A 21,742-nucleotide genomic window follows, 5' to 3' on the forward strand; every position below is an offset into this window, starting at 1 on the left:
GTCATTTAAATTTTATTACGAATTAAGTCTCGCACTATAAATCGTGCAGGATGAATAGCTTGGCTTACACGTTCGCTTAATGGGCGGGGTTCGTTATTTAAACAACTTACGAGGTGGTCTGCACTTAGCGGTGCGCTGCATAAAGCGCGTGCGCCAAAACCGGTGAAAATATGTAGGCCTTGTTGTGGTTTATTAAGTTGCTCATATTGGTAGCGTTTACCTAAACGTAGATTAGCAAAAGCCATTATATAATCACTTTGCTCGCACCATTGCCCTGCCATTGGTAGGTGATCTATAAATGTGCAGCGAACAGCCGCTTTTGCCGAGGTTATATTGCCAAGGGTAGAGGCAAATTCACTTTGGTCGTAAAAACTAAGTAACTGTTCTTTGTTAGTTAGGTTGTCTTGCTCGGTAACTTGGCGGCTTTTAGTGTTTTTTTCAAATGTGGCACCCATGCAGTGATGATCTAAATAAGCCGGGGTAAAATACCCTTTATGGCATAGCACTGTTTTAAGTTTGCGTGATTGCTCACTTGCCTCAATATGTGAAACCTGACCGCGTACGCCCACTATAGGTAGCGCTTTTGTTTGCTCAAATGCATCGCTGTGCTCACCTGCACAAATAATTACATCGCTAAAAGGGCCTAGCTGCTCATCATTCGTTAATAAAAACCAACCGCTATCAGTTTTTTTAAGCTGCTTTATATTGCAGTTAAATAGGCTTTTAAATGGGCTTATGCTATTTGCAGCGCTTAGCATAGCGTTTACTAATTGTGGCGGGTTAACCCAGCCGCCTTGTTCAAAAAACACGCCTGAATAACCTGTTGTTACGCCGGCTATTTCATCGCCTTGCTCTGCGGTTACGTTACGCATTAGCTGGGTTGGCCACAGTTGCTTTTGTGCTAAGTTTTCGTGCTTATCAGCGAGAGGTTTTTTCACTGCGTGTTGTAATACGCCGCACCAATCGTAATCAAAATTAAAACCACTGCTAAGTAAGTTGTTATATAGGCGTTTGGCGTATAAAAAGCTATGTGCAAACAATTCGCTGTGCGGCGAGTTTTTAGCTTGTAGGTGAGGGTAAATAGCGCCTTGCACATTGTGCGAAGCCCCCATTGCAGGCTTTTCATCTTGGCAAAATAATTGGCTGGTTATGCCACGTTTAGCCAAGCTGTATAAAATACAGCTACTGGCAATACCACCGCCAATGACCGCTACATTTTTTAAAGTACTGCTATCTTGATTAAAATAAGCGGGGGTTGATTGAGCGTTATTAACATGTTTAAGTTGGCCAGTAAGCATATCTTCTTTTTGATTAAAATCTTTGGCTTTTTTAGTACTAAAACCAGCCTCTATTAATCCTCGTTGAACAAAGTCAGCGGCAGTAAAAGTCGATAAGGTTGCATTAGCTCTTGTTATATCAGCCATGGAGTTAAATAAACTTTGCTGCCACATATCAGGATTTTCACTTGGCTCAAGCCCATTTAAATACCAAGCATCAACAATTCCTGTTTGCGGGTAGCTCATTGCTTGTATTGATTCAAGCGCATCACCAAAGTATAAATCGAGAACAACACTGCCATTATTAAATTCGAGCCGGTGGCATCCTTCTAAATTAATTGGGTAGTTTACTGTTAATTGCTCACTAAAATAACTTAAGGTAGGCCAAGCGGTTAATGCTTGTTTTAAGTCTGTTAATGTTAAGGGATACTTTTCAAACGAAATATAGTGTAGGCGTTTTACGCTTTTTTCACATTCATTTTGAACTTGCATCCGCTCAAGGTGGTCTTTAAAGCGTTGCCACGTATTTAAAAAGTTTAAACCGGTACCAAAACCGGTTTCGGCAATAACAAAATGTGATTGGTCATGATTTTGTAATCGTACATCTATATTATTTTGCTCATAGTACACATAATGCGATTGAGCTAAGCCATCGTCATTAGAAAAATAAATATCACCGGAGTCATTAGTCAAAGGTGTACCTAAATTATTAATGTGACTATGTGCGTTTTTAATCATAATTTCTTAAATTTATAGATATATTTTTAATTATTTTACGGGTTTTCTTTGTAATAGTCTGGCGTTATTTATAAGCTAGCAGTTCAGAGTACAAGTGTACGCTAGAAAGCTGACCACTTAGGTGATTAAATTCGCGTAAAATAGAATGCAATTAAGTATTAAGCTAAGGGAATTACCCATGAGAAGAGCTGTAATTACAGGTATCGGTGTTGTATCAAGCATTGGTAACAACAAAGAAGAAGTATTAGAATCGTTAAAAACGGGCAAAAGCGGCATCGCTTTTAACCAAGAATTTGCCGATTACAAGTTACGTAGTAACGTATCGGGTAAAATTGATATTGACGTTAAAGCACATGTTGACCGCAAAGCAATGCGCTTTATGGGTGATGCTGCTGCATATTCTTATATTTCGATGACTCAAGCAATTGAAGACTCAGGTTTGTCTGACGACCAAGTATCAAATGAGCGCACGGGTATTATTGTTGGCTCTGGCGGTGGTTCGTCTAAATGGCAGGTAGAAGCTGCTGATATTTTACGTGAAAAAGGCGTAAAACGTGTAGGGCCTTATATGGTTCCACGTACTATGGCGAGCACTACATCTGCTTGTTTAGCAACACCCTTTAAAATTAAAGGTGTTAACTACTCAATTAGCTCTGCATGTGCAACATCTGCGCATTGTATTGGTAATGCAGTAGAACAAATTCAATTAGGTAAGCAAGATGTTGTATTTGCTGGTGGCGGTGAAGAACTACACTGGACATTGGCAATGGAATTTGACGCTATGGGCGCACTTTCTACTAAGTACAACGAAACACCAGAAAAAGCGTCTCGTACATACGATGCAAACCGCGATGGTTTTGTTATATCTGGCGGCGGCGGTATTGTTGTAGTTGAAGAACTTGAACATGCACTTGCACGTGGCGCGCACATTTACGCTGAAATTGTTGGTTACGGTGCAACATCAGATGGCTACGACATGGTTGCTCCATCTGGCGAAGGTGCAGCACGTTGTATGCGCCAAGCTATGCAAGATGTAGACAGTATTGATTACTTAAACACGCATGGTACATCTACACCTGTAGGCGACGTTAAAGAGCTTGGTGCGATTCAAGAAGTGTTTGGTGGTAAGTCACCAATGATCAGCGCAACTAAAGCAATGACGGGTCATGCCCTAGGTGCTGCAGGTGTTCACGAAGCTATCTTCTCATTATTGATGCTAGAGCACAGCTTTGTAGCGCCTTCAATTAATATTGATGAGCTAGATGAGCAAGCGGCAGGTTTAGATATTATTACTGAACGTCGTGACGTTGAGTTAAATACTGTAATGTCTAATAGCTTTGGCTTTGGTGGTACAAACGCTACTTTAGTTATGAGTAAGTACAAAGGTTAATTTGAGCTTATAAGCCCTAAATATGTAAACACATGTCAGGGCTAAACTGCTTAAAACAAAAAAGGAAAGCCGAGGCTTTCCTTTTTTATTATCGAAAGTTAAATTAACCTTCGTTATGTTCTTTACGCGCTTGCTCAATTTCGTCAGCAATTTCTTGCGCTTTCTGCTTAGTTTTTTCAGTTAACTCGCCAGCAGCTTCTTTGCTTTTAATCCATGCATCAACCGCAATCTCTTTGCCGTCGTCGTACATGTCTAAGCCCATTGTTTTACTTTGCTCTAATAGCTCGTTTAAAGACTCATCATTTTTAAGATCGTTAGTTGTCTCTTTAACGTCGTTCCATGCATCACCAAGCTTTTCTTGCATTTGTGCGCTTTTATCTTTTGCATCTTCTTTTACTTCGTTGGCATCTTCACAACCAGTTAATGTAATTAAAGTGCCTAATAAAGCTAAACCTGCTAATTTATTCATGTGCTATCTCCTTTAGAGACTGATAATTAATTCGAGGCAGACTATACAACAATGAAAATGAACGCCCCCGTAACAAAACGATTAAATTTTAAATTAATGAATGAGCACGATTGGCCTCAATTATTTGAACTCGACCAAGACCCCGCCGTAATGCAGTATTTAACGCGAGGTGTACCTACCTCTTTAGAGCAAATAAAAAATGAGGGAGTGCCTCGTATGCTCGCATATAGAAATGAGCTAAAAGGCTGGGGGCTGTGGAGTATCACTCTAAAGCAAACCAATACATTTATTGGCTGGGTATTAATAAGACCTATGGATTTCTTTAGTGATGCACCAAATTACAGCGATATTGAAATAGGTTGGCGCTTTAAACAAGCGAGTTGGGGGCATGGTTATGCAACCGAGGCGGCTTTAGCATTATGTGATGAACTCATTAAGCAAGATGACGTTAAGGCGATAAGCGCAACTGCACTAAAAGATAATACGGCCTCTATAACAATAATGAAAAAGTTAGGCCTGCAATTTATAAAAAATTATACACATACAGATGAGCAAGGCGACTTACCCGCGGTACTTTATTCAAAAAACGTTTGAAGATGATTAAATATCAACAGCATAAAGATTGACCTGTCCTTAAGTGACGTGCATTAATATGGGCAACAAAAATAATAAATTAAGGATGTTGTATGGGATTGTTTTTTTCACCACGTAAATTAATCGTCAAAAGTGTACTGGTTTTACAGTTCACTACTTTTAGTGTTTTGGCGCAGCCTTTAGCGCAAAGCGCGGTCGCAATGCCAGACTCGTTCAGTGCGGATGCTGCTCAAAGTATATTAGAGCAAGGCGGTAATGCTGTTGATGCAGCTATTACGGCACAATTTGTACTTGCAGTGACGCTTCCTGAAGCTGGAAATATTGGCGGCGGGGGATTTATGCTTATTCAAAAAGATGGCAAAGGCGATTTTATAGATTATCGCGAAACAGCGCCAACAGCGGCTCATCGTGATATGTATTTAGATGAGCAAGGTAATGTTATTGCAAACAAATCAATATATGGCATTCACGCAAGCGGTGTACCTGGCAGTGTAGCGGGTATGTGGCTTGCCCATCAAAAGCATGGCACTTTAAAGTGGGAAACACTAGTACAGCCTGCTGTAACGTTGGCTGAGCAAGGGTTTATAGTTCCGCCTAAGTTAGCAAAAGGTGTTAGCCATTATATAGCCCATCTAAAAGAGCAAAAAATAAATGTAAACTTCGAAAAATACTTTGCTGATGTAAAAGCCAATAAAGTCTTTAAGCAACCCGAGCTAGCGGCAACGCTAAAGCGTATTCGTGATAACGGTCAAGATGGATTTTATAAAGGCGAGACTGCAAATATTATTGCTAAATTTATGCACCAGCATGGTGGTATTATTAATCAAGATGATTTAAAAAATTATACCGCTAAATCACGTACACCCATTAAAGCAAGTTGGAATGGTTATGAAGTACTTACTTCGCCACCGCCGAGTTCAGGTGGTATTGCTATTTTACAGTGGCTCAAAATGTATGAGTTACAAAAACCAGATGCAGGCTTAGCGCATAACTCGACTCAGTATGTGCACTTACTTTCTGAAATAGGTAAACGTGTATTTGCAGATAGAGCAGAGTATTTAGGCGACCCTGATTTTTTTGATGTTCCAGTAAACGCGTTAACTAATATTAACTACCTCAAAGAGCGCAGTAATGGCATTTCGTTAACCGCTATCTCGACTACCGAAAATATTAAACCGGGCCTTAAAGAAAGTGAGCAAACTACGCACTTTTCAATCGTTGATAAAATGGGTAACGCTGTAGCAAATACCACCACAATAAACTTAGGGTTTGGTAGCGGTGTCGTTGTTGAAGGTGCGGGGTTTATTTTAAATGATGAAATGGACGACTTTAGCGCCAAACCAGGCGTTATGAATGTGTTTGGTGCAATAGGCGGTAAAGCTAATGAAATACAGCCACACAAGCGTATGTTGAGTTCTATGACACCGACAATATTACTTAAAGACAACACCGTTAAAATGGTGACAGGTTCGCCTGGTGGCACAACCATTATTAGCTCTGTGTACGAATCTATCTTAAATGCGATAGAGTTTGATATGAGTGCAGAGCAGGTTGTAAATAGCCCTCGTTTTCATCATCAATTGTGGCCTAAAAATATAATTAGAACGCACATTGGTTTAACCGATAGCGTAAAAGCAGAGCTTACAAAAATGGGTTACACCATAGACGAGAGACACTTTGGTGACTTACACGTTATTATTAATAAAGAGGGTCAATTAGATGCCGCTTCTGAAGCATCAGGGCGCGGTAAATCAATTGTTTTTTAAATAAAAAACACCGCGCTAAAAAGCGCGGTGTTTAAAATAATAAAAACTTATTGAGTATCAATTAAATCTTCAACACCCACTATTAGCCATGGAGCATCGTCTGAAATTAGGCGCTCTAAGTGCCAAATTTCTAAAATAGGCTGTTCTTTTTTATCGCCTAAATCACGGTACTTACCTTTAAAGCGAACACTAACCAGCCACGATTGCGCGTTTGTATCTGCGCGCACAAGTTCGGCATCAATAAACATTACTTCAGTGTCTACGCTTTGTATAGCTTCACGCTCAGCTTTAAATTCGGCAACAAGTGCAGGGCTTAAGTATTCAGCCATTGTGGTGTAATCGGCATTATTCCATGCAGTTTGTAGCGTATGGTAATGACTACGGGCACCTTGCAAAAAGCCATTAACGTCAAAGTTAGGTGGTAAATTAAAAGGGACACTTTCACCTTGTGGGGCGCTGTTAGCAAAGCCTGTACTCATTGGCTGCTCGATTGGTGCTTGTTTAAAAGCATTTTGCTGAGCACTTGTATCCGCACTGGCATTTGCAAGTTGTGGGGCACGATTAGCACGTAAAAAGCCTGTTACTAGCTTAAATAAAATAAATAGTCCGCCAGCTAATAAAATCATTTCTAATAGCTGAAAACCTTCAAAATCGTCGCCTAACATCGCTGCAATTAAGCCACCCGCTAAAAGACCACCCAAAACGCCAGCCATAATGCCTTTTTTATTTGATGTGGCTTTAGGTGCTGCTGTTGGGGTTGTTGTATCTGCTTTTTGTTTTTGTGCTGTTTGTTGTGTTGCAGGAGTTTGTCCACGTTTGCTACTGCCAAACTTTTTACGTGCGTGTGCATCAAAACTGGCAGTACATAATAATGCCAATAGTGAAAAAATAACGATGATGTTCTTCATGAAATTCCCTAATTAAAATCGAGCCGCGATTATAATTTACTTTCTTAAGGAATTTAATTAATTACTTTAAAAATCAGAGGTTTTGAGTATAAAAGAAAAGGTTTATTGGTAGGTATATAATCAAAAAACCGCTTAGTAGGGACTAAGCGGTAAATTTGTTTATTTTAAAGCCAACGAATAGCGCCAGTAACGCGTTCGTTATAAGTATTTAGAGGTGCTCCAACACTTGCCACTAAAATAGTATCTGCTTGTGAGCCTCGGTTAATATGACCTTCAAAGCGCTCGTCTTTGAAATTATCATCGCCAAAACCAAATGATTTATTTTCAGAAGGCACTATAAATACCGTCATAGGACCAAAGTCAGACTCAAATATCAAATGTAGCCCTTTTTCGCCTTTAAAATCACAAAACATAGCGTAAGTTACATCACCAGGAAGCTCATCAAGATGACCACCTAATACTGCAAGCTTGTCGTTAACGCTTTGTAGGCTAATGGGCTCTTTTTTATCAAGCGCACTAATTTCGTAGTACACATGGGCAAGCGCATGCTCACCCGCTTCGTGTGCAATATTTTGCTCTGTACTAAAAAAGAAGGCACTAATAGCCACTACAAAAGATGCAGCTAATGCAAGATGCACGCGGTCAAGCTTAAAACGCGAGCGGGCATCAACTACATTTTTTCCTGTTGCTTGCTCTTCTTGTAGTGCTTTTTCTTTTAACGATGTGTTTAAAAGAATGCGATCTGCAAGGTTTTCAGGCACAGGTATATCTAAAGAGTCTTGAATAAATTTATCAAAATCTTTCATATCATTAATAAAACTTTGTCGCTCTGGGTTATTGTTAGCAAACTCCATGAGCTCCTTGTCAATGTCGTTTGGCTGCGCAATAGTGCGGCGACGAAACTCAAGTTCATCCATTATTTTGATGCCCCTTTAAGTTGTTCATCATCACGGCTTAAAGCCTCTTTAAGTTGATTTCGGGCACGGTATAAACGAGTCATTACCGTGTTTTTATTTAAATTAAGTATGCCTGCGATCTCTTCGCCAGAGCAGCCCATTACAACTTGTAGTAATAATGGCTCTCGGTATTCATCAGATAGCAGGGCAATCTGGCGTTGGATAACCGTTTGCTCCATTTCATCATCTAATGAGTGGCTGGTTTCATCAACAAGCGTATCGTTTTCTACGTCGCTGTAATCAAACTGTTTACGTTCAAATCGGCGCGCATTTTCTCTTCGTAATATAGTAAGCAGCCAAGGTTTAGCTGCCTTTTGATCAAGTAAAGAGTCGAGAGAACGCCACGCGCGTAAAAACGTTTCTTGTACTAAATCATCTGCTATGTGCGGATCACGGCATAACCAATAAGCAAAGCGATAAAGCTCTTTATTGTAAACGTGGACCAAGGCTTCATAACGCTTTTGTTTCTCTGCCATATCGATTAAGACCTGATTGTTTGATTTTTTCTTTCCAAGCATAAGCACTTTTTTAATTAAAAATTATTATTTATTGCAAAAAAGACCTGAGTATCGTAATTATTAATCATAAAGGTCTTTTAATACAGCTTGTTGCGACTTTGATGCTTGAGTTTGATAGTTCTCAAGAATTTTAATAATAGCATTAAGATCCGTGTTTGCGCCTTTATTACTATAAAGTTGTGCCTGCAATTGGCTAATGAGGCCATTAAGCTCGCTGCTGTTTACGCGGATGCAAAGCTCATCAATCGCGCCAACATTTTTATGGGTCACCTTTACAGAAAAGTTATTTAATGCGGTGTAAAAAGCTTTCACATCGTTCGTTTTAGCGAGCGTTTTAAGCTCATTTAAGCTCGGCTGAGAAATATCACGGTTGTTTAGTTGTAATTTCTCAGTCGTATTTTTAGTAGAACGGGTCATTAAGTAAAAAATTACAGTACCAATCCATAAAATATACCCTAAAGCGGCAACAACTATTAACCAAAGAGGAGTATCACTTTTAGTTTCAATACGTTGTGTGCCTGTCGTTTCATTCGAAATATTTTCAATAGCAGGTAAATTGTTTGGGTTTGATTGTGGGTTTACCACGGCGGTATTAGGTGCGGTACTACTTGGCGTTACCGTTATAGTGCGCTTTGGTAATGTAGCTACGCTAATACGGTTCATTTTAGTATTAAACCAAGGCAGCTGTATTTTAGGTAAAGTGTAAGTACCTGGTTTTTGCGGCAGTAATGCATACGATGCAGTTTGCTGTGATACAACACGTCCGTCACGTACTGCATTGTTATTTTCTTTTTTATCAGGGTAGCTGCGTATGCCATCAATGGTAGGCATAGAGATTTCAGGTAATTGCTCTTTTGTAACCCCAAGCGCTGTAAGTGTAATAGTACGTGTTATAGGCGTACCTACTTCTACGGTGTTGTCGTTAGGTTGCCATTCTTCATCAAGACTAACCAGCTCGCTTGGTAACCATGCACCTTTATAGTCACTCGGAATTGGTTTGATTTCTACTTGCTGATCGTCGCCAAGAGCTGATACTTCTAATTGACGATAATTTTGTTGTACTCGCCCTTGAAAAGCGGGGCCTGCAATAGTGTACGCACCACTTTTTTGTGGCTGAATCAAATACTCGCGAGTAATAACAAGGTAGCGTTTACCATCAACAAGCTCATAGCTTTCAGTTTGCTTACCCAATTGGGTTAGCTGAGCATCTTCCATACTTGGTGTGCTTAAGCTGCCATCAAGCAGTTCTTTCGCAAGGTAAAGCTTAATAGTGTAAACACCGGCTTCTTGGACAAACAATGAATTACTCGAGAGCGACGTTTTTAAAAATATTTCGTTATTTTTATCTGCATCAACTGAGCGTTTTGCCACTTTTAATTTAATAGGCTGTGAGGTTAACCCTGCAACGCTAAATGCCGGAATAGTGTAATCACCCTCTGCACGGGTCATTAATTTAACTGACCACGTGGTTTGTTTATTAATGCTGCCATTAATAATGTTGGTACGAGAACTTAAGCTTGTTGGGCCTACCACAAAGTCTTTTAACAGCGATGAGGTGTCTGGTTGCTCGCCCTTAACTGTATCGTCTACGGATATATTAAGCATAAAAAATTCACCCGCTAAAACAGGGTTTTTATCTACGCTGGCTTCTAATTTGGTGGCAGCCCACGAAGGCATCGCACTTAATAGCAATAAACAGCAAAATAATCGCATTACCATGATTTTTCGACTCCTGTAGGGCGACGTTTATATTGTCTTTTTTGGGCTTCTAATTGCATTTTATTCCGTAATAAAATAGCCGGATCGTCCGGGACTTTTCTAAGTAGTTGATTAAGCTGTTGTGCTTTTTCTTTTTCTTCATTAGTGAGCTCACTTGCTTGGGCTTGCATAGCTTGTTGCTGAGCACTTTGTTTTTGCTCATCAGTAGCAGGTTGCTCACTCATTGTTTGTGGCTTACTTTGTTGCTGCTCGTCTTGAGGCTGGTCAGCGTCTTTATTTTGCCCTTGCTCACTTTGTGGCTGAGCTTGCATATCAGGTTCATTTTGCTTGTCTGATTGCTCACCAGGCTCACCTTGTTGATCTTTTGATTGTTCAGACTCTTTATCTGATTCTTTATCAGATTTTTCATCGCTTGAGCTTTGACTTTCGTTTTCGCCTTTTTCAGAATCGCTTTTATCACCATTTTGTTGCTTATCCTGTTTTGACTCATCAGAATTTTGCCCTTGGTTTTGCTCATCTTTTTTCTGGCTATCATCTTGGTCTTGAGAGTCGTCGCCGTCGCTTTGCTGATCTTGCTGGTTTTGTTGCTCTTGTTGATTGAGTAATTGTTCAACTAAAGCTTGGTTGTCAGTTGCTTGTGTAAAGTCGTCTTGTAAGGTTTGGGCTTGTTTGTAGGCTTCAATGGCGTCCTCAAGCTTGCCAGCTTTGGCGAGGGCATTACCGTAGTTGTATAAACCGGTAGCCGACTTATCATTACTAAACTCATTAAGTGCAGCATCAAAATTACCTTGCTGGTAAAGCGCCGCGCCTTTTAACTCACTCGATTGCGCCTGTGTTGCTGCATCGTATTCTTTATTATTGTAAGCCTCTAATGCACGTTGATCTGCATTTTGCAAAAGAGTAGGGAGCTCTACGGCATACGCATTTTGCTGCGGTAAAAAACCAAAAGCTAAAAATGCGCCTAACAAGGCAGCGCGTCTAAATAAATACAAACCAAATGGCAGTAATAACAAGAGTCCGTATATACCTGCATCTATTCGCCAAAGTGCGTGGCTTTGTTTTTCGTCTTTCAATAATTCACTCTGTGCATTTGGGGCAAACGTATTTATGTCGTTATTACTAGGCTGGTAACTAGCAAATTTACCACCACTGCTCGATGCTAAATTTTTAAGCTGACTGGCATTGAGAGTAGGTACTACAATTTGGCCGTATCTGTCTTTCAAAAAACCACCTTCAGGTAACTTAATTGGAGCGCCTTGAGCGGTACCCACGCCATATATATTTAATCTATATTGGGTGTTACTGGTAAAGCTACTCACGTCGCTTTGTTCTTGCTGGTCAATACCGTCGGTCACTAAAATAATGTCGCCATCAATATAACCCGCTTGCGTTAATAGCTCTTTGGCCATATCAAGACCGGCTAAAACGTTTGAGCCTTTGTCTGGCATTATTTCAGGGCTTAAGCTTGGAATTAAATTACTGAGTGTTGTGGCGTCGTTTGTTAGCGGCGATATTATATAGGCTGTGCCTGCGTAAGCTACAAGCGCGGTATCACCTTCTCTAAATAGCTCAATCATATCAAGCGCTTTAAAGCGTGATTGCATTAAACGATTTGGTAAAATATCGGTGCTGTACATTGAGTACGACATATCCATAACAATTACACGGGCACTTTTACTTTGAAATACAGGAACTTGTTTTTTCTCAAAGCTAGGCCCAGCACTAAATAAAATGCCAAGGCTGCAAAACAAAGCAACTAACCAAAGTGGCTGGCTGGCTTTAGTGTTTGCTTCGCTCATTATAAATTGTGCTAAATGCGGTGCAATTAGCTGCTCACTGGTGGTTTTTTTATGCTTAATTAAGGCGACAAAAAATAATGCCACAGCAGGTATGAGTAACCATAAAAGAGCGGGGCGAATAAATTCAAAATCCATTAGTTTGGCTCCTTTAATGCACGCAGTGTACTCAGCATTACTTTTAAGCTAATAAGTAAAATAGCGATAAGTAACGGGTAGTAAAATAATGAGCTTTGTGGGCGAAATGTTTGTTCATCAGCGCTAATAGGTTCAAGTTTATCAAGCTCTGCATAAATTTGTTGAAGGCCTGCTACATCTTTGGCCCTAAAGTATAATCCGCCAGTTTGCTCGGCAATCTTTTTAAGTAAGCTTTCATCTAAACTACTGCCACTAGAGCCACCCATATTAAAGAGGCTAAAGCCGCGCGGATTATCTGAGCCAACGCCAATGGTGTACACTTTAATACCTTCCTCGCGGGCTAGCAGTAGTGCATCTTCTGGGTTTAAATTGCCCGCGGTATTTTGTCCGTCGGTTAATAGCACCACAATACGGTTACTCTCATCTTTATTGGCAAAGCGTTTTACCGAAAGACCCAATGCATCACCAATGGCTGTTGCGCGTCCTACTAAACCAATTTGCGCTTCACTGAGCATTTTACTTACTGTTTTAACGTCGCGCGTGAGCGGGGTTTGTAAAAACGCGGTGTCGCCAAATAATATCAGCCCAAGCCTGTCGCCTTGACGCTGCTCTATAAAATCACTGAGTACGGCTTTTACCATGGTAAGGCGGTCAACATATTGGCCATTGTAAGCCATGTCTTGTTCGGTCATTGAGCCTGATAAGTCAACTGCTAACATTATATCGCGCCCTTCATTTGGTAATGAGATTGGCTCATCTAACCATGTTGGATTGGCAGCGGCAGTAACAAGTAATAACCAAATTACCCACTCGAAAGGATTTAAACGTCGTGCGTGTGGCTCAATGCTTTGACTGGTTAAATTGTGCTTTGCAAAACTGGGTATACGTAAACGCATACTGGCATTACTTGCTGCGGGTTTTAATAGTAAAAGTAATAAAGGTAAGGGTATTAATAAAAATAACCATGGCCAGCTAAATTCAAACATTTACTGACTCCTTTATTTTAAATTGCTTAATACCTTGGCGAAATTTTTCGCACAGTGTTGTATCTTTTTGGCTGGGGTTATACAAGCTTAATATTTCTTGTTCTGTAAAGCTCAAACCGGTGAGTGTATTAAGTGTTGTGCACCATTTAGAGGTAGATTGCGCAGCAAGGCGCTTGTCGTAATATTCAATCACTAAACGTTTTAAAATAATATGCAGTTGCTGAGGATTTTGCTCACTTTGGCTCAATTGTATTGCGTAGCGTTTAGGCTTTTTAAATTTATGTTTTTTGTAAAATATATAAATAGCTGCGCACAGTGCTAAAAACAGCAGTGCAATAATAACCCACCAAGCAGGGGCGAGTGGCCACCAATTAACTTGGCTTGGCGCTATTATATCGTGCAGGCCATCGAGTGGATTGGTTTGCATGGTTATTTTCTCACTAATTGCAGCTCAAGCGGTGTTGCTGCATTGAATGATATTAAATTAAGACCCGATTTAGTTAAGCGATTAAAGCGCGTACTAAATGCTTGCTCAGCATTTTTAGCAAAGCGTTCTCTAAAGCTGTTATCCATTAATGGTAGGGCAAAGTCTTGACCATTTGCATTAACAGTAACGGCTTGCTTAAACGCAGGTAACTGATGCTCAAATGGATCGCTTATATGGCAACCAATCAGCTCGCAGTGGCGGCTTAATATTTCGAGTTGCTTAAAGCTGGCATCATCCAGAGCATTAAAATCAGACACCAAATACACTAAGCTGCCTGGTTTTGCTAAATGATTAAGGCGCTTTAGGTTATCGCTAAAGTTGTTAGGGGCTGTTTTATCAATATTGTTGAGCGCTTGCTGGTGGTTGTCGCATAAATTATGACAAAGCTTAAGGACTGCTTTTTCACGGGCGCTGGGCTTTAGCTCCAAATGCGAGTGCTGATTAAACACAATACCGCCAATTCTATCGCCGCGCTGACACGCCGACCATGCAACAAGAGCGCTTATATGCGCAGCTTGCACCGACTTTAATAGTAACTTTGAACCAAACAGCATTGAGTTTGAAAAATCAGTAAATACAAACACAGGGCGCTCTTTTTCTTCTTGAAAGAGCTTTGTGTGAGTCTCGCCGGTACGCGCAGTAACTCGCCAATCAATAGAACGAATATCGTCACCTTGCTGATAATGTCGCACTTCGGCAAATTCCATTCCTCGACCTTTGTGCGGTGCAAGGTATTGCCCTGTTAAGGTGTTTTTTATTTTTACCTTAGGGGCAAGTTCGAGCAATTGCGCTTTGGCTTTGTAATACATCAGCTCTTTGAGTGCTAAATTAACACCGTGGCTATGGCTCTGTTTGAGCCATGCTTGGGATTCTAATTGTTTTTGCATAACTTATGGTACGGCTACAAGTTCAACTATACGGCTTATTACTTGATCTTTAGTAATGCCATCGGCTTGGGCTTCGTAACTTAAAATAATGCGGTGACGCAGTACGTTATGCACAACAGCTTGAATGTCATCAGGTGCTACAAAGTCACGGCCTTGAAGCCATGCATGAGCACGAGCACATTTATCAAGTGCTATTGTTGCACGCGGACTTGCACCAAATTCAATCCAGCTACCTAGTTGCGCATCTAATTTAGCGCCTTCACGAGTGGCAATAATAAGTTGTACTAAATATTGCTCAAGCGGCTCTGCTAAATAAAGGCCTAATATTTCTTTACGAGCTGCAAATAAATCGCTTTGACTAATTTTTTGCATTACTGGTTGTTGCTCGTTAAGCGCTTCGCCACGTGTTAAACGTAGTATATCAAGCTCATGCTCTGCGCCAGGGTAGCCAATACTTAGGTGCAGTAAAAAGCGATCCAGCTGGGCTTCTGGTAACGGGTAAGTCCCTTCTTGCTCTAGCGGGTTTTGTGTTGCCATAACTAAAAATAGTTCGCTAAGCGGATAAGTGTTTTTACCCACGGTCACTTGTCGCTCTGCCATGGCTTCTAATAGTGCTGATTGTACTTTGGCTGGTGCACGGTTAATTTCGTCAGCTAAAATTAGGTTGTGAAAAAGAGGGCCTTTTTCAAATACAAACTCGCTAGTTTGTTGGCGGTAAATATCGGTACCTGTTACATCAGCCGGTAATAAGTCTGGCGTAAACTGTACGCGCTGAAACGATCCTTCAATACCTTTAGCAAGTGCATTAACTGCACGTGTTTTTGCAAGCCCAGGAGGGCCTTCTACTAATAAGTGACCATCAGCTAAAATAGCAATAAGTAGCGCTTGTGTAAGCTCTGGCTGGCCAATGATTTGTGTATCTAAGTACGTTTTTAATTGTGAAAATGCGTTAGCTGCCATAATAAGTGGACTGTCCTCGTCAGCTGGGTTTGTACCTAATAGTGTTAGGTGATAAATACTGACCTATTTATAAGGTTTATAATTGGGTAACTCAAGAGTTAGACTGTATTTTTTAAAATAGTTCGTTATTTTTTAACGATTTTTAGCGTACCACAAAACTTTGTAAATGCGTCTAAAAAAGCCTATTGTGATAGTCGTAATTAAACACTATTTATATAAATTTGTGTTTATCTATTGGCTTTAGTACACGGGTTGTTTAGAATCGAGGAAAACAAACAGGTCAGACCTGTCAGCGGGAGAGCATAAATGTCTGAGCAAAACATACTAAAAACACCAAAGGGCGACCGTATTGCCATAGTCAGCGGCTTACGTACACCTTTTGCAAAGCAAGCAACAGCGTTTCACCATGTACCAGCACTTGATATGGGTAAATTGGTGGTTAACGAAATGCTTGAACGATTAAATTTCAACAAGTCAGAAATTGATCAACTTGTATTTGGTCAAGTAGTACAAATGCCAGAAGCGCCAAATATTGCACGTGAAATTGTATTGGGCACAGGTATGCCGGTATCGGTTGATGCATATTCTGTATCGCGCGCATGTGCTACCAGCTTTCAGGCTATTGCTAATGTAGCTGAGTCTATTATGGCGGGATCTGTAAGTGTAGGTATTGCAGGCGGCGCAGATTCGTCATCAGTATTGCCAATTGGTGTTAGTAAAAAGCTAGCAGGCAGCTTAGTTGATTTAAATAAAGCGCGTACGCTTGGTCAACGTTTAAAAATATTTTCAAAACTGCGCTTAAAAGATTTATTACCAGTGCCTCCTGCAGTTGCAGAGTACTCAACAGGCCTTTCAATGGGGCAAACTGCTGAGCAAATGGCTAAAACACATAATATTAGCCGTGAAGATCAAGATGCGTTAGCGCATCGTTCTCACTCACTTGCAACGCAAGCATGGGCTGATGGAAAGTTAAAAGATGAAGTAATGACGGCACATTTACCGCCATATAAAAGCTTTATTTCAGAAGATAATAACATTCGTAAAAACTCAACTGTTGAAGGCTACGCCAAGCTTAAACCTGTTTTTGACCGTCAGCACGGTACTGTTACCGCCGCAAATGCAACACCATTAACTGATGGTGCAGCGGCCGTACTTATGATGAGCGAAAGCAAAGCAAAAGCACTAGGTTATGAAATACTAGGTTACGTACGTAGCTTTGCATTTTCGGCAATTGGCGTAGAAAAAGACATGTTAATGGGCCCAGCTCATTCAACGCCTATTGCACTAGATAGAGCGGGTATTACGCTTGCTGATTTAGATTTAATTGAAATGCACGAAGCGTTTGCATCGCAAACACTTGCCAATATGAAAATGTTTGCTTCAGACAAATTTGCACAAGAGCATTTAGGTCGCAGCAAAGCAATTGGCGAAATTAACATGGATAAGTTTAACGTTAACGGCGGCTCTTTAGCATATGGTCACCCATTTGCAGCGACAGGTGCACGCTTAATTACGCAAAGCTTACACGAGCTTAAACGTCGTGGTGGCGGTTTAGCATTAACAACAGCGTGTGCTGCTGGTGGTTTAGGTGCAGCCTTTGTATTGGAGAGCGCGTAATGACAGATTCAGTATTTAATTTAGCGGTAGATGAAAATAAAATCGCCGTGGTAACGATTGATGTGCCGGGTGAGAAAATGAATACCCTGCGCAGCAGTTTTGCCGATGATTTAAAAGCGTTACTAGAAGACGCTAAGTCGCAAAATGTAAAAGGCATGGTATTTATAAGCGGAAAAAGCGATAACTTTATTGCTGGCGCCGATGTAAAAATGCTCGATAGCGTTCAAAAGCGTGAAGATGCTTTAGCTATTAGCGAGCTATGTCATCAAGCGTTTTTTGATATGACAAAATTGCCATACACAACAGTAAGTGCGATTCATGGCGCTGCATTAGGTGGTGGTTTAGAGTTTGCTTTAGCATGTGATTACCGTGTTGGTACCGACAGTGATTTAACAAAAATTGGCTTACCAGAAGTGCAACTTGGTTTACTTCCTGGTGGCGGCGGCACCCAACGCTTAACTAAAATTGTTGGTATTCAAAAAGCACTAGAGTGGATGCTAACAGGTAAACAGATTCGCCCTAAGCAAGCTAAAAAAGCAGGTGTGCTTGATGACTGTGTACCGCACAGTGTGCTGCTAAAAGTTGCAAAAGAATTTGCGACTAAGAAAAAGCCACAAGCAAAAGAGCCAAAGCTCGACAATATTAGTAAATTACTAGAGTCAAACCCGTTTGGTCGTAACTTTATCTTTAAAAAAGCAAAAGAAAACGTACTTAAAAAAACGGGCGGGCACTACCCAGCACCACTCGCTATTATTAAAGCAGTGCGAGCTAGTGTAGAGCTTGATGAGCTAAAAGCGTATAAAACAGAAGCTGAAAGCTTTGCAACACTTGTAATGAGTGACGAATCGAAAGCGCTTCGCGGTATTTTCTTTGCAACCACTGAAATGAAAAAAGAGTGGCGCAATGATGACGCACCCGCAATAAGCAAAACTGCTGTTTTAGGTGGTGGACTAATGGGCGCAGGCATTGCGCACGTAAGTGCTGTTAAAGCTAAAGTACCGGTACGTATTAAAGATGTAGCAGAGCAGGGCATTAGTAATGCAATGAGCTACACCTATAAAATTTTAGATAAGCGTCTTAAGCGTCGTATTATGTCTAAAGCTGATGTGCAGTTAACGATGAACCGTATTACAGGTACAACTGACTACAGTGGCTTTAAACACATTGATTTAGTAATAGAAGCGGTGTTTGAAGATCTTGCACTTAAGCAAGGTATGGTTGCAGACGTAGAGCAGCAATGCCAAGCAAATACAATTTTTGCAAGTAACACGTCATCATTACCAATATCGCAAATTGCAGCGCAGGCAGCACGTCCTGAAAATGTAATTGGCTTGCATTACTTTTCACCAGTGGAAAAAATGCCATTAGTGGAAATTATTCCACACGAAGGTACGTCTCAAGAGACCATTGCCCGCGTTGTTAACTTTGCACGTAAGCAAGGTAAAACGCCAATTGTTGTAAAAGACATGGCCGGTTTTTACGTCAACCGTATTTTAGCGCCTTACTTAAACGAAGCTGCTAACTTAATGTTAGCAGGCGAGCCAATTGAAAAGATTGATGCGGCGCTTGTTGAGTTTGGTTTTCCGGTAGGCCCGCTGGCTCTACTTGATGAAGTAGGTATTGATATTGGCTCTAAAATTGCCCCAATTCTTGAAAAAGAATTAGGCGAGCGTTTTAAAGGCCCTGATGCATTTATGCGTATGATTGATTCAAAACGCCTTGGCCGTAAGTCTGGTCGTGGTTTTTATGAATACGATAAAAAAGGCAAAAAGGTTGATGAGTCAGTTTACGAACTATTGGGTGTTACCCCGGCTCCACGTTTAAACAAGAGCGAAATTGCTAAGCGTTGTGTATCGCAAATGCTTAACGAAGCAGTACGCTGTTTAGATGATGGCATTATTGCCAGCCCACGTGATGGCGATATCGGTGCAATATTTGGTATTGGTTTTCCACCATTTTTAGGTGGCCCGTTTAGCTATATGGATAAATTAGGCGCAAGTAAAATAAGCTCTGATATGTCTACATTAGCTAACAGCGATGCTAACTTTGCACCATGTGAATCACTGGTAACAATGGCAAGCTCTGGTGCTACTTTTTATAACGCAACACATGTTGAGGTTGTAGCTCCTGAAGTACAAAGCACTGAGTCACAAGAGCAAAGTGTAACTGAGCCTGAAGTTACCAAAGAGATTGAAACGAAAGAATAAAGTTTCTGCTATCTAAAAAAACCGCATTTAAATGCGGTTTTTTTATAGTTTTTATAAATAAATGAGGAGCTTAATGACATTATTTACACAAAGATTGAGCATATACCAAATGGAAGAATCTGATTGGCCTCTTTTTCTTGCGCTTCATCGCGATCCTCAAGTCCTCAAGTATTGTTTTGATATGCCAATGGAGTCACTGGTAAGAAACCGCTTTGAGATACGCTTGCCTAAGTGGAATGCTAAATCACGTCATCCCCTGTGTTTACTCATTATTAATAATCAAACAAAACAACCTGTGGGTGTTACAGGTTTTGCCTATGACGGAGAAACCGCAGAGCTTGGTTATTTATTATTGCCAGAGTATTTTAATAAAGGCTACGCGACAGAATCCCTAAGAGCTGTGATTGACTGGGCTTGGAAAGAATGTGGTATTAGGCAGTTTAAAGCAGTCGTAACGCGTGGCAATATTGGTTCTGAAAAGGTGCTTGGTAAGTGCGGTTTAACCCATACCGATACACTTTTTAAAGTGCATACAATAGGCGAAAAGTTATATGACGATTTAATTTATACGCTTAAGGTGTAGGGTTTTAATGGGCTAGTAGCCTAGCCCAAAAAGTGTTTACAAGTGAAGTGAAATAGCTTTTCGGTCTTTTTCTGGCATGTTTTCTACGACTAAATTAAATGAGTTATCAATCATTCTCTCAATTTCACCTTGTGGAATTGTGCCGTCTAAAATTACTGTGTTCCATAAGCGTTTATTCATATGGTAACCAGGGATCACTGCCGGGAAAATATCACGCAATGATATTGCTTCATCAGGATCGCACTTTAAGTTAAGCCACCAAATAACCTCACCATCATCATTAGTTTGACCGTCATTGCCAATAGCAAGAGTCGCAAACATTTTATGATTCACTTTATATACATCAACCTCTTGCGCAAATGGTTTTGTAACCTGAACAAGTGGTTTTTTAACTAAATACTCATGTACTTTTTTCTGGTCCATGATCCATTCCTTGAAGTCATACTCGGTAAAGCTACCATAGCAGTTTTTTTCACATTTGATTATATGTATTTTAGTATAAATTAAAATTTTACAAGCTAATACAACATGTAGCGTAAAACCAACGTAATTTTAGTTGAACAAAATCCAGTTCGTGGTATGTTTCTGGCAATCAAAAAAATAATAGGAATTCACACATGCCAAAGGCGAGTGATGTTAAAAAAGGTACTGCTATTGACTTCAATGGCCGCGTTTTAGTTGTAAAAGATATTGTGCGCTCTGTGCCGCAAGGTCGTGCTGGTGGTAGTTTATACCGTATGCGTTTATACGATGTGGTAACCGGTGGTAAAGTTGACGAAACATTCAAAGACAGTGACATGCTAACGCTGGCTGATTTAACACGCCGTGAAGTAATGCTATCGTACATTGATGGTGACGAGTATGTGTTCATGGATAATGAAGATTACACGCCTTATAACTTAAGCAAAGATGCTATTAGCGAAGAAATTTTATTTGTTAATGAAGAAACACAAGGCGTACACGTAATTGTTATTGATGGCGCGCCAGTAGGGCTTGATTTACCGTCAAGTGTTGAACTTGTTGTTGAAGAAACAGACCCATCTATCAAAGGTGCATCTGCGAGTGCTCGTTCAAAACCTGCACGTATGTCTACTGGCTTAAATATTTCTGTGCCAGAGCATATTTCAACAGGTGACCGTATCCGTATTAATACTGTTGAACACAAATTTATGGGTCGTGCTGAAAAGTAACTTGCAATACCAACCTGCATAAATCCTTGATCAATTTAACGAATTAAATTGCACTATAACGTCGTTAAAAGTTTTTTATTTACGACTGCATGGATGCAGGAGGTAGAGCAATGCAGGGAGCAATTGCCGAGAACAACCAGATATAAAAACTTTTGCCTAGGGCCTGTTTATCTTTCGAGGTTAAATTTGCAGCAGTGTGTTTGGTATTTAGGCAAGGCAGAGCCTATGTAGTGTGGTTATTCCCCATAAATAGGCGATAACGTGGAATAAATGCCAAACATGCGCTGCCCGAAGGGTTCTGCCTAGGGGCAATTTACTCTTTGTTGCTCGGTTTTTACTTAGCCCACTAGGTTACAAACCTCACGCCGCGATTAAATAGCCCCTAGGTTGAACAAATTTTAATCCTGAAAGGTCAACAGGCCCTAGTTCTAGCGTAATTTTCTTAACGTTAAATAGACCCCATATATAAGCAGATTGGTATAAATTATAATTTTAAAAGCCGAACCTGTGTTTAACAGGTTCGGCTTTTTTGTGCGCGCGGGGGATTTGTTGCTTT

19 protein-coding genes are annotated in these 21,742 nt (G+C 40.5%); 7 read left to right on the forward strand and 12 right to left on the reverse strand.

Annotated elements, in window-relative coordinates:
- Nucleotides 1-5: 5 nt before the first annotated feature.
- Nucleotides 6-2,015: a bifunctional tRNA (5-methylaminomethyl-2-thiouridine)(34)-methyltransferase MnmC2/FAD-dependent 5-carboxymethylaminomethyl-2-thiouridine(34) oxidoreductase MnmC1 gene (mnmC, locus tag AAEY62_RS07285; RefSeq protein ID WP_101164072.1), complete on the reverse strand. Its 2,010-nt coding sequence runs from the start codon at nucleotides 2,013-2,015 to the stop codon at nucleotides 6-8.
- A gap of 178 nt (nucleotides 2,016-2,193) precedes the next feature.
- Between mnmC and fabB the strand changes: the two genes are divergently transcribed.
- Nucleotides 2,194-3,405 carry a beta-ketoacyl-ACP synthase I gene (gene fabB / locus AAEY62_RS07290; RefSeq protein WP_007582000.1) on the forward strand — a complete coding sequence of 404 codons (1,212 nt, stop codon included), beginning with the start codon at nucleotides 2,194-2,196 and terminating at the stop codon, nucleotides 3,403-3,405.
- A 103-nt stretch (nucleotides 3,406-3,508) separates the two neighbouring features.
- Here fabB and AAEY62_RS07295 read toward each other — a convergent pair whose 3' ends face one another.
- Complete coding sequence (locus AAEY62_RS07295; protein ID WP_008169794.1) at nucleotides 3,509-3,874, reverse strand: hypothetical protein; 366 nt, start codon at nucleotides 3,872-3,874, stop codon at nucleotides 3,509-3,511.
- Between the two features lie 51 nt (nucleotides 3,875-3,925).
- Between AAEY62_RS07295 and AAEY62_RS07300 the strand changes: the two genes are divergently transcribed.
- Both AAEY62_RS07300 and ggt read left to right on the forward strand, forming a co-directional pair.
- Entirely contained in the window at nucleotides 3,926-4,468 is a 543-nt protein-coding gene (locus AAEY62_RS07300; protein WP_101164073.1) for a GNAT family N-acetyltransferase, read from the forward strand.
- Between the two features lie 92 nt (nucleotides 4,469-4,560).
- Nucleotides 4,561-6,234 carry a gamma-glutamyltransferase gene (gene ggt / locus AAEY62_RS07305; protein WP_101164074.1) on the forward strand — a complete coding sequence of 558 codons (1,674 nt, stop codon included), beginning with the start codon at nucleotides 4,561-4,563 and terminating at the stop codon, nucleotides 6,232-6,234.
- Nucleotides 6,235-6,281: 47 nt separating this feature from the next.
- Here ggt and AAEY62_RS07310 read toward each other — a convergent pair whose 3' ends face one another.
- From AAEY62_RS07310 to AAEY62_RS07350, 9 genes are all read right to left on the reverse strand, one after another.
- Nucleotides 6,282-7,142 carry a Tim44 domain-containing protein gene (locus AAEY62_RS07310; RefSeq protein WP_101164075.1) on the reverse strand — a complete coding sequence of 287 codons (861 nt, stop codon included), beginning with the start codon at nucleotides 7,140-7,142 and terminating at the stop codon, nucleotides 6,282-6,284.
- A 164-nt stretch (nucleotides 7,143-7,306) separates the two neighbouring features.
- Complete coding sequence (locus tag AAEY62_RS07315) at nucleotides 7,307-8,059, reverse strand: DUF3379 family protein (protein WP_007582005.1); 753 nt, start codon at nucleotides 8,057-8,059, stop codon at nucleotides 7,307-7,309.
- A complete protein-coding gene (locus AAEY62_RS07320; RefSeq protein WP_032827217.1) occupies nucleotides 8,059-8,616 on the reverse strand; it encodes a sigma-70 family RNA polymerase sigma factor in 558 nt (185 codons plus the stop codon). Before AAEY62_RS07320 ends, AAEY62_RS07315 begins: the two co-directional genes overlap by 1 nt.
- A gap of 60 nt (nucleotides 8,617-8,676) precedes the next feature.
- Complete coding sequence (locus AAEY62_RS07325; RefSeq protein ID WP_101164076.1) at nucleotides 8,677-10,335, reverse strand: BatD family protein; 1,659 nt, start codon at nucleotides 10,333-10,335, stop codon at nucleotides 8,677-8,679.
- Nucleotides 10,329-12,269 (reverse strand): VWA domain-containing protein, encoded by a 1,941-nt coding sequence (locus AAEY62_RS07330; RefSeq protein ID WP_101164077.1) that lies wholly within the window; start codon nucleotides 12,267-12,269, stop codon nucleotides 10,329-10,331. The genes AAEY62_RS07325 and AAEY62_RS07330 overlap by 7 nt, the downstream gene beginning before the upstream one ends.
- Nucleotides 12,269-13,255: a vWA domain-containing protein gene (locus tag AAEY62_RS07335; RefSeq protein WP_101164078.1), complete on the reverse strand. Its 987-nt coding sequence runs from the start codon at nucleotides 13,253-13,255 to the stop codon at nucleotides 12,269-12,271. Before AAEY62_RS07335 ends, AAEY62_RS07330 begins: the two co-directional genes overlap by 1 nt.
- Nucleotides 13,248-13,682 (reverse strand): DUF4381 domain-containing protein, encoded by a 435-nt coding sequence (locus AAEY62_RS07340; protein ID WP_004335624.1) that lies wholly within the window; start codon nucleotides 13,680-13,682, stop codon nucleotides 13,248-13,250. Before AAEY62_RS07340 ends, AAEY62_RS07335 begins: the two co-directional genes overlap by 8 nt.
- Before the next feature lie 2 nt (nucleotides 13,683-13,684).
- On the reverse strand, nucleotides 13,685-14,629 hold the full coding sequence (locus tag AAEY62_RS07345) for a DUF58 domain-containing protein (protein WP_010554656.1): 945 nt from the start codon (nucleotides 14,627-14,629) through the stop codon (nucleotides 13,685-13,687).
- Nucleotides 14,630-14,632: 3 nt separating this feature from the next.
- Complete coding sequence (locus tag AAEY62_RS07350; protein ID WP_004335627.1) at nucleotides 14,633-15,589, reverse strand: AAA family ATPase; 957 nt, start codon at nucleotides 15,587-15,589, stop codon at nucleotides 14,633-14,635.
- Between the two features lie 306 nt (nucleotides 15,590-15,895).
- Here AAEY62_RS07350 and fadI point away from each other — a divergent pair, with 306 nt between their 5' ends.
- The 3 genes from fadI to AAEY62_RS07365 all read left to right on the forward strand — a co-directional run bounded on the left by fadI (nucleotide 15,896) and on the right by AAEY62_RS07365 (nucleotide 19,996).
- On the forward strand, nucleotides 15,896-17,206 hold the full coding sequence (fadI, locus tag AAEY62_RS07355) for an acetyl-CoA C-acyltransferase FadI (protein WP_004335629.1): 1,311 nt from the start codon (nucleotides 15,896-15,898) through the stop codon (nucleotides 17,204-17,206).
- On the forward strand, nucleotides 17,206-19,413 hold the full coding sequence (gene fadJ / locus AAEY62_RS07360; protein WP_101164079.1) for a fatty acid oxidation complex subunit alpha FadJ: 2,208 nt from the start codon (nucleotides 17,206-17,208) through the stop codon (nucleotides 19,411-19,413). Before fadI ends, fadJ begins: the two co-directional genes overlap by 1 nt.
- A gap of 73 nt (nucleotides 19,414-19,486) precedes the next feature.
- On the forward strand, nucleotides 19,487-19,996 hold the full coding sequence (locus AAEY62_RS07365) for a GNAT family N-acetyltransferase (RefSeq protein ID WP_007580595.1): 510 nt from the start codon (nucleotides 19,487-19,489) through the stop codon (nucleotides 19,994-19,996).
- A 36-nt stretch (nucleotides 19,997-20,032) separates the two neighbouring features.
- Here the strand turns inward: AAEY62_RS07365 and AAEY62_RS07370 are convergent, their stop codons facing one another.
- The gene (locus AAEY62_RS07370; protein ID WP_007580596.1) at nucleotides 20,033-20,419 is read right to left on the reverse strand and encodes an MmcQ/YjbR family DNA-binding protein; all 387 of its coding nucleotides are present in this window, start codon (nucleotides 20,417-20,419) and stop codon (nucleotides 20,033-20,035) included.
- 194 nt (nucleotides 20,420-20,613) lie between these two features.
- Between AAEY62_RS07370 and efpL the strand changes: the two genes are divergently transcribed.
- Nucleotides 20,614-21,186, forward strand: coding sequence for an elongation factor P-like protein EfpL (efpL, locus tag AAEY62_RS07375; protein WP_007580599.1), 573 nt, complete (start codon nucleotides 20,614-20,616; stop codon nucleotides 21,184-21,186).
- Nucleotides 21,187-21,742 lie beyond the last annotated feature (556 nt).

It is taken from the genome of Pseudoalteromonas sp. GW168-MNA-CIBAN-0100 (assembly GCF_040309225.1).
GTDB classification, from domain to species: Bacteria; Pseudomonadota; Gammaproteobacteria; order Enterobacterales; family Alteromonadaceae; genus Pseudoalteromonas; species Pseudoalteromonas arctica.

Excerpts from the sequence above, each read along its gene's own strand:
- AAEY62_RS07345 (WP_010554656.1), bottom strand. The coding sequence starts at position 14,629 with ATGCAAAAACAATTAGAATCCCAAGCATGGCTCAAACAGAGCCATAGC.
- efpL (WP_007580599.1), top strand. The coding sequence starts at position 20,614 with ATGCCAAAGGCGAGTGATGTTAAAAAAGGTACTGCTATTGACTTCAAT.
- AAEY62_RS07350 (WP_004335627.1), bottom strand. The coding sequence starts at position 15,589 with ATGGCAGCTAACGCATTTTCACAATTAAAAACGTACTTAGATACACAA.
- mnmC (WP_101164072.1), bottom strand. The coding sequence starts at position 2,015 with ATGATTAAAAACGCACATAGTCACATTAATAATTTAGGTACACCTTTG.
- fabB (WP_007582000.1), top strand. The coding sequence starts at position 2,194 with ATGAGAAGAGCTGTAATTACAGGTATCGGTGTTGTATCAAGCATTGGT.
- AAEY62_RS07295 (WP_008169794.1), bottom strand. The coding sequence starts at position 3,874 with ATGAATAAATTAGCAGGTTTAGCTTTATTAGGCACTTTAATTACATTA.
- AAEY62_RS07320 (WP_032827217.1), bottom strand. The coding sequence starts at position 8,616 with ATGCTTGGAAAGAAAAAATCAAACAATCAGGTCTTAATCGATATGGCA.
- AAEY62_RS07335 (WP_101164078.1), bottom strand. The coding sequence starts at position 13,255 with ATGTTTGAATTTAGCTGGCCATGGTTATTTTTATTAATACCCTTACCT.
- AAEY62_RS07370 (WP_007580596.1), bottom strand. The coding sequence starts at position 20,419 with ATGGACCAGAAAAAAGTACATGAGTATTTAGTTAAAAAACCACTTGTT.
- fadJ (WP_101164079.1), top strand. The coding sequence starts at position 17,206 with ATGACAGATTCAGTATTTAATTTAGCGGTAGATGAAAATAAAATCGCC.
- AAEY62_RS07365 (WP_007580595.1), top strand. The coding sequence starts at position 19,487 with ATGACATTATTTACACAAAGATTGAGCATATACCAAATGGAAGAATCT.
- AAEY62_RS07315 (WP_007582005.1), bottom strand. The coding sequence starts at position 8,059 with ATGGATGAACTTGAGTTTCGTCGCCGCACTATTGCGCAGCCAAACGAC.
- ggt (WP_101164074.1), top strand. The coding sequence starts at position 4,561 with ATGGGATTGTTTTTTTCACCACGTAAATTAATCGTCAAAAGTGTACTG.
- AAEY62_RS07310 (WP_101164075.1), bottom strand. The coding sequence starts at position 7,142 with ATGAAGAACATCATCGTTATTTTTTCACTATTGGCATTATTATGTACT.
- fadI (WP_004335629.1), top strand. The coding sequence starts at position 15,896 with ATGTCTGAGCAAAACATACTAAAAACACCAAAGGGCGACCGTATTGCC.
- AAEY62_RS07325 (WP_101164076.1), bottom strand. The coding sequence starts at position 10,335 with ATGGTAATGCGATTATTTTGCTGTTTATTGCTATTAAGTGCGATGCCT.
- AAEY62_RS07340 (WP_004335624.1), bottom strand. The coding sequence starts at position 13,682 with ATGCAAACCAATCCACTCGATGGCCTGCACGATATAATAGCGCCAAGC.
- AAEY62_RS07330 (WP_101164077.1), bottom strand. The coding sequence starts at position 12,269 with ATGGATTTTGAATTTATTCGCCCCGCTCTTTTATGGTTACTCATACCT.
- AAEY62_RS07300 (WP_101164073.1), top strand. The coding sequence starts at position 3,926 with ATGAAAATGAACGCCCCCGTAACAAAACGATTAAATTTTAAATTAATG.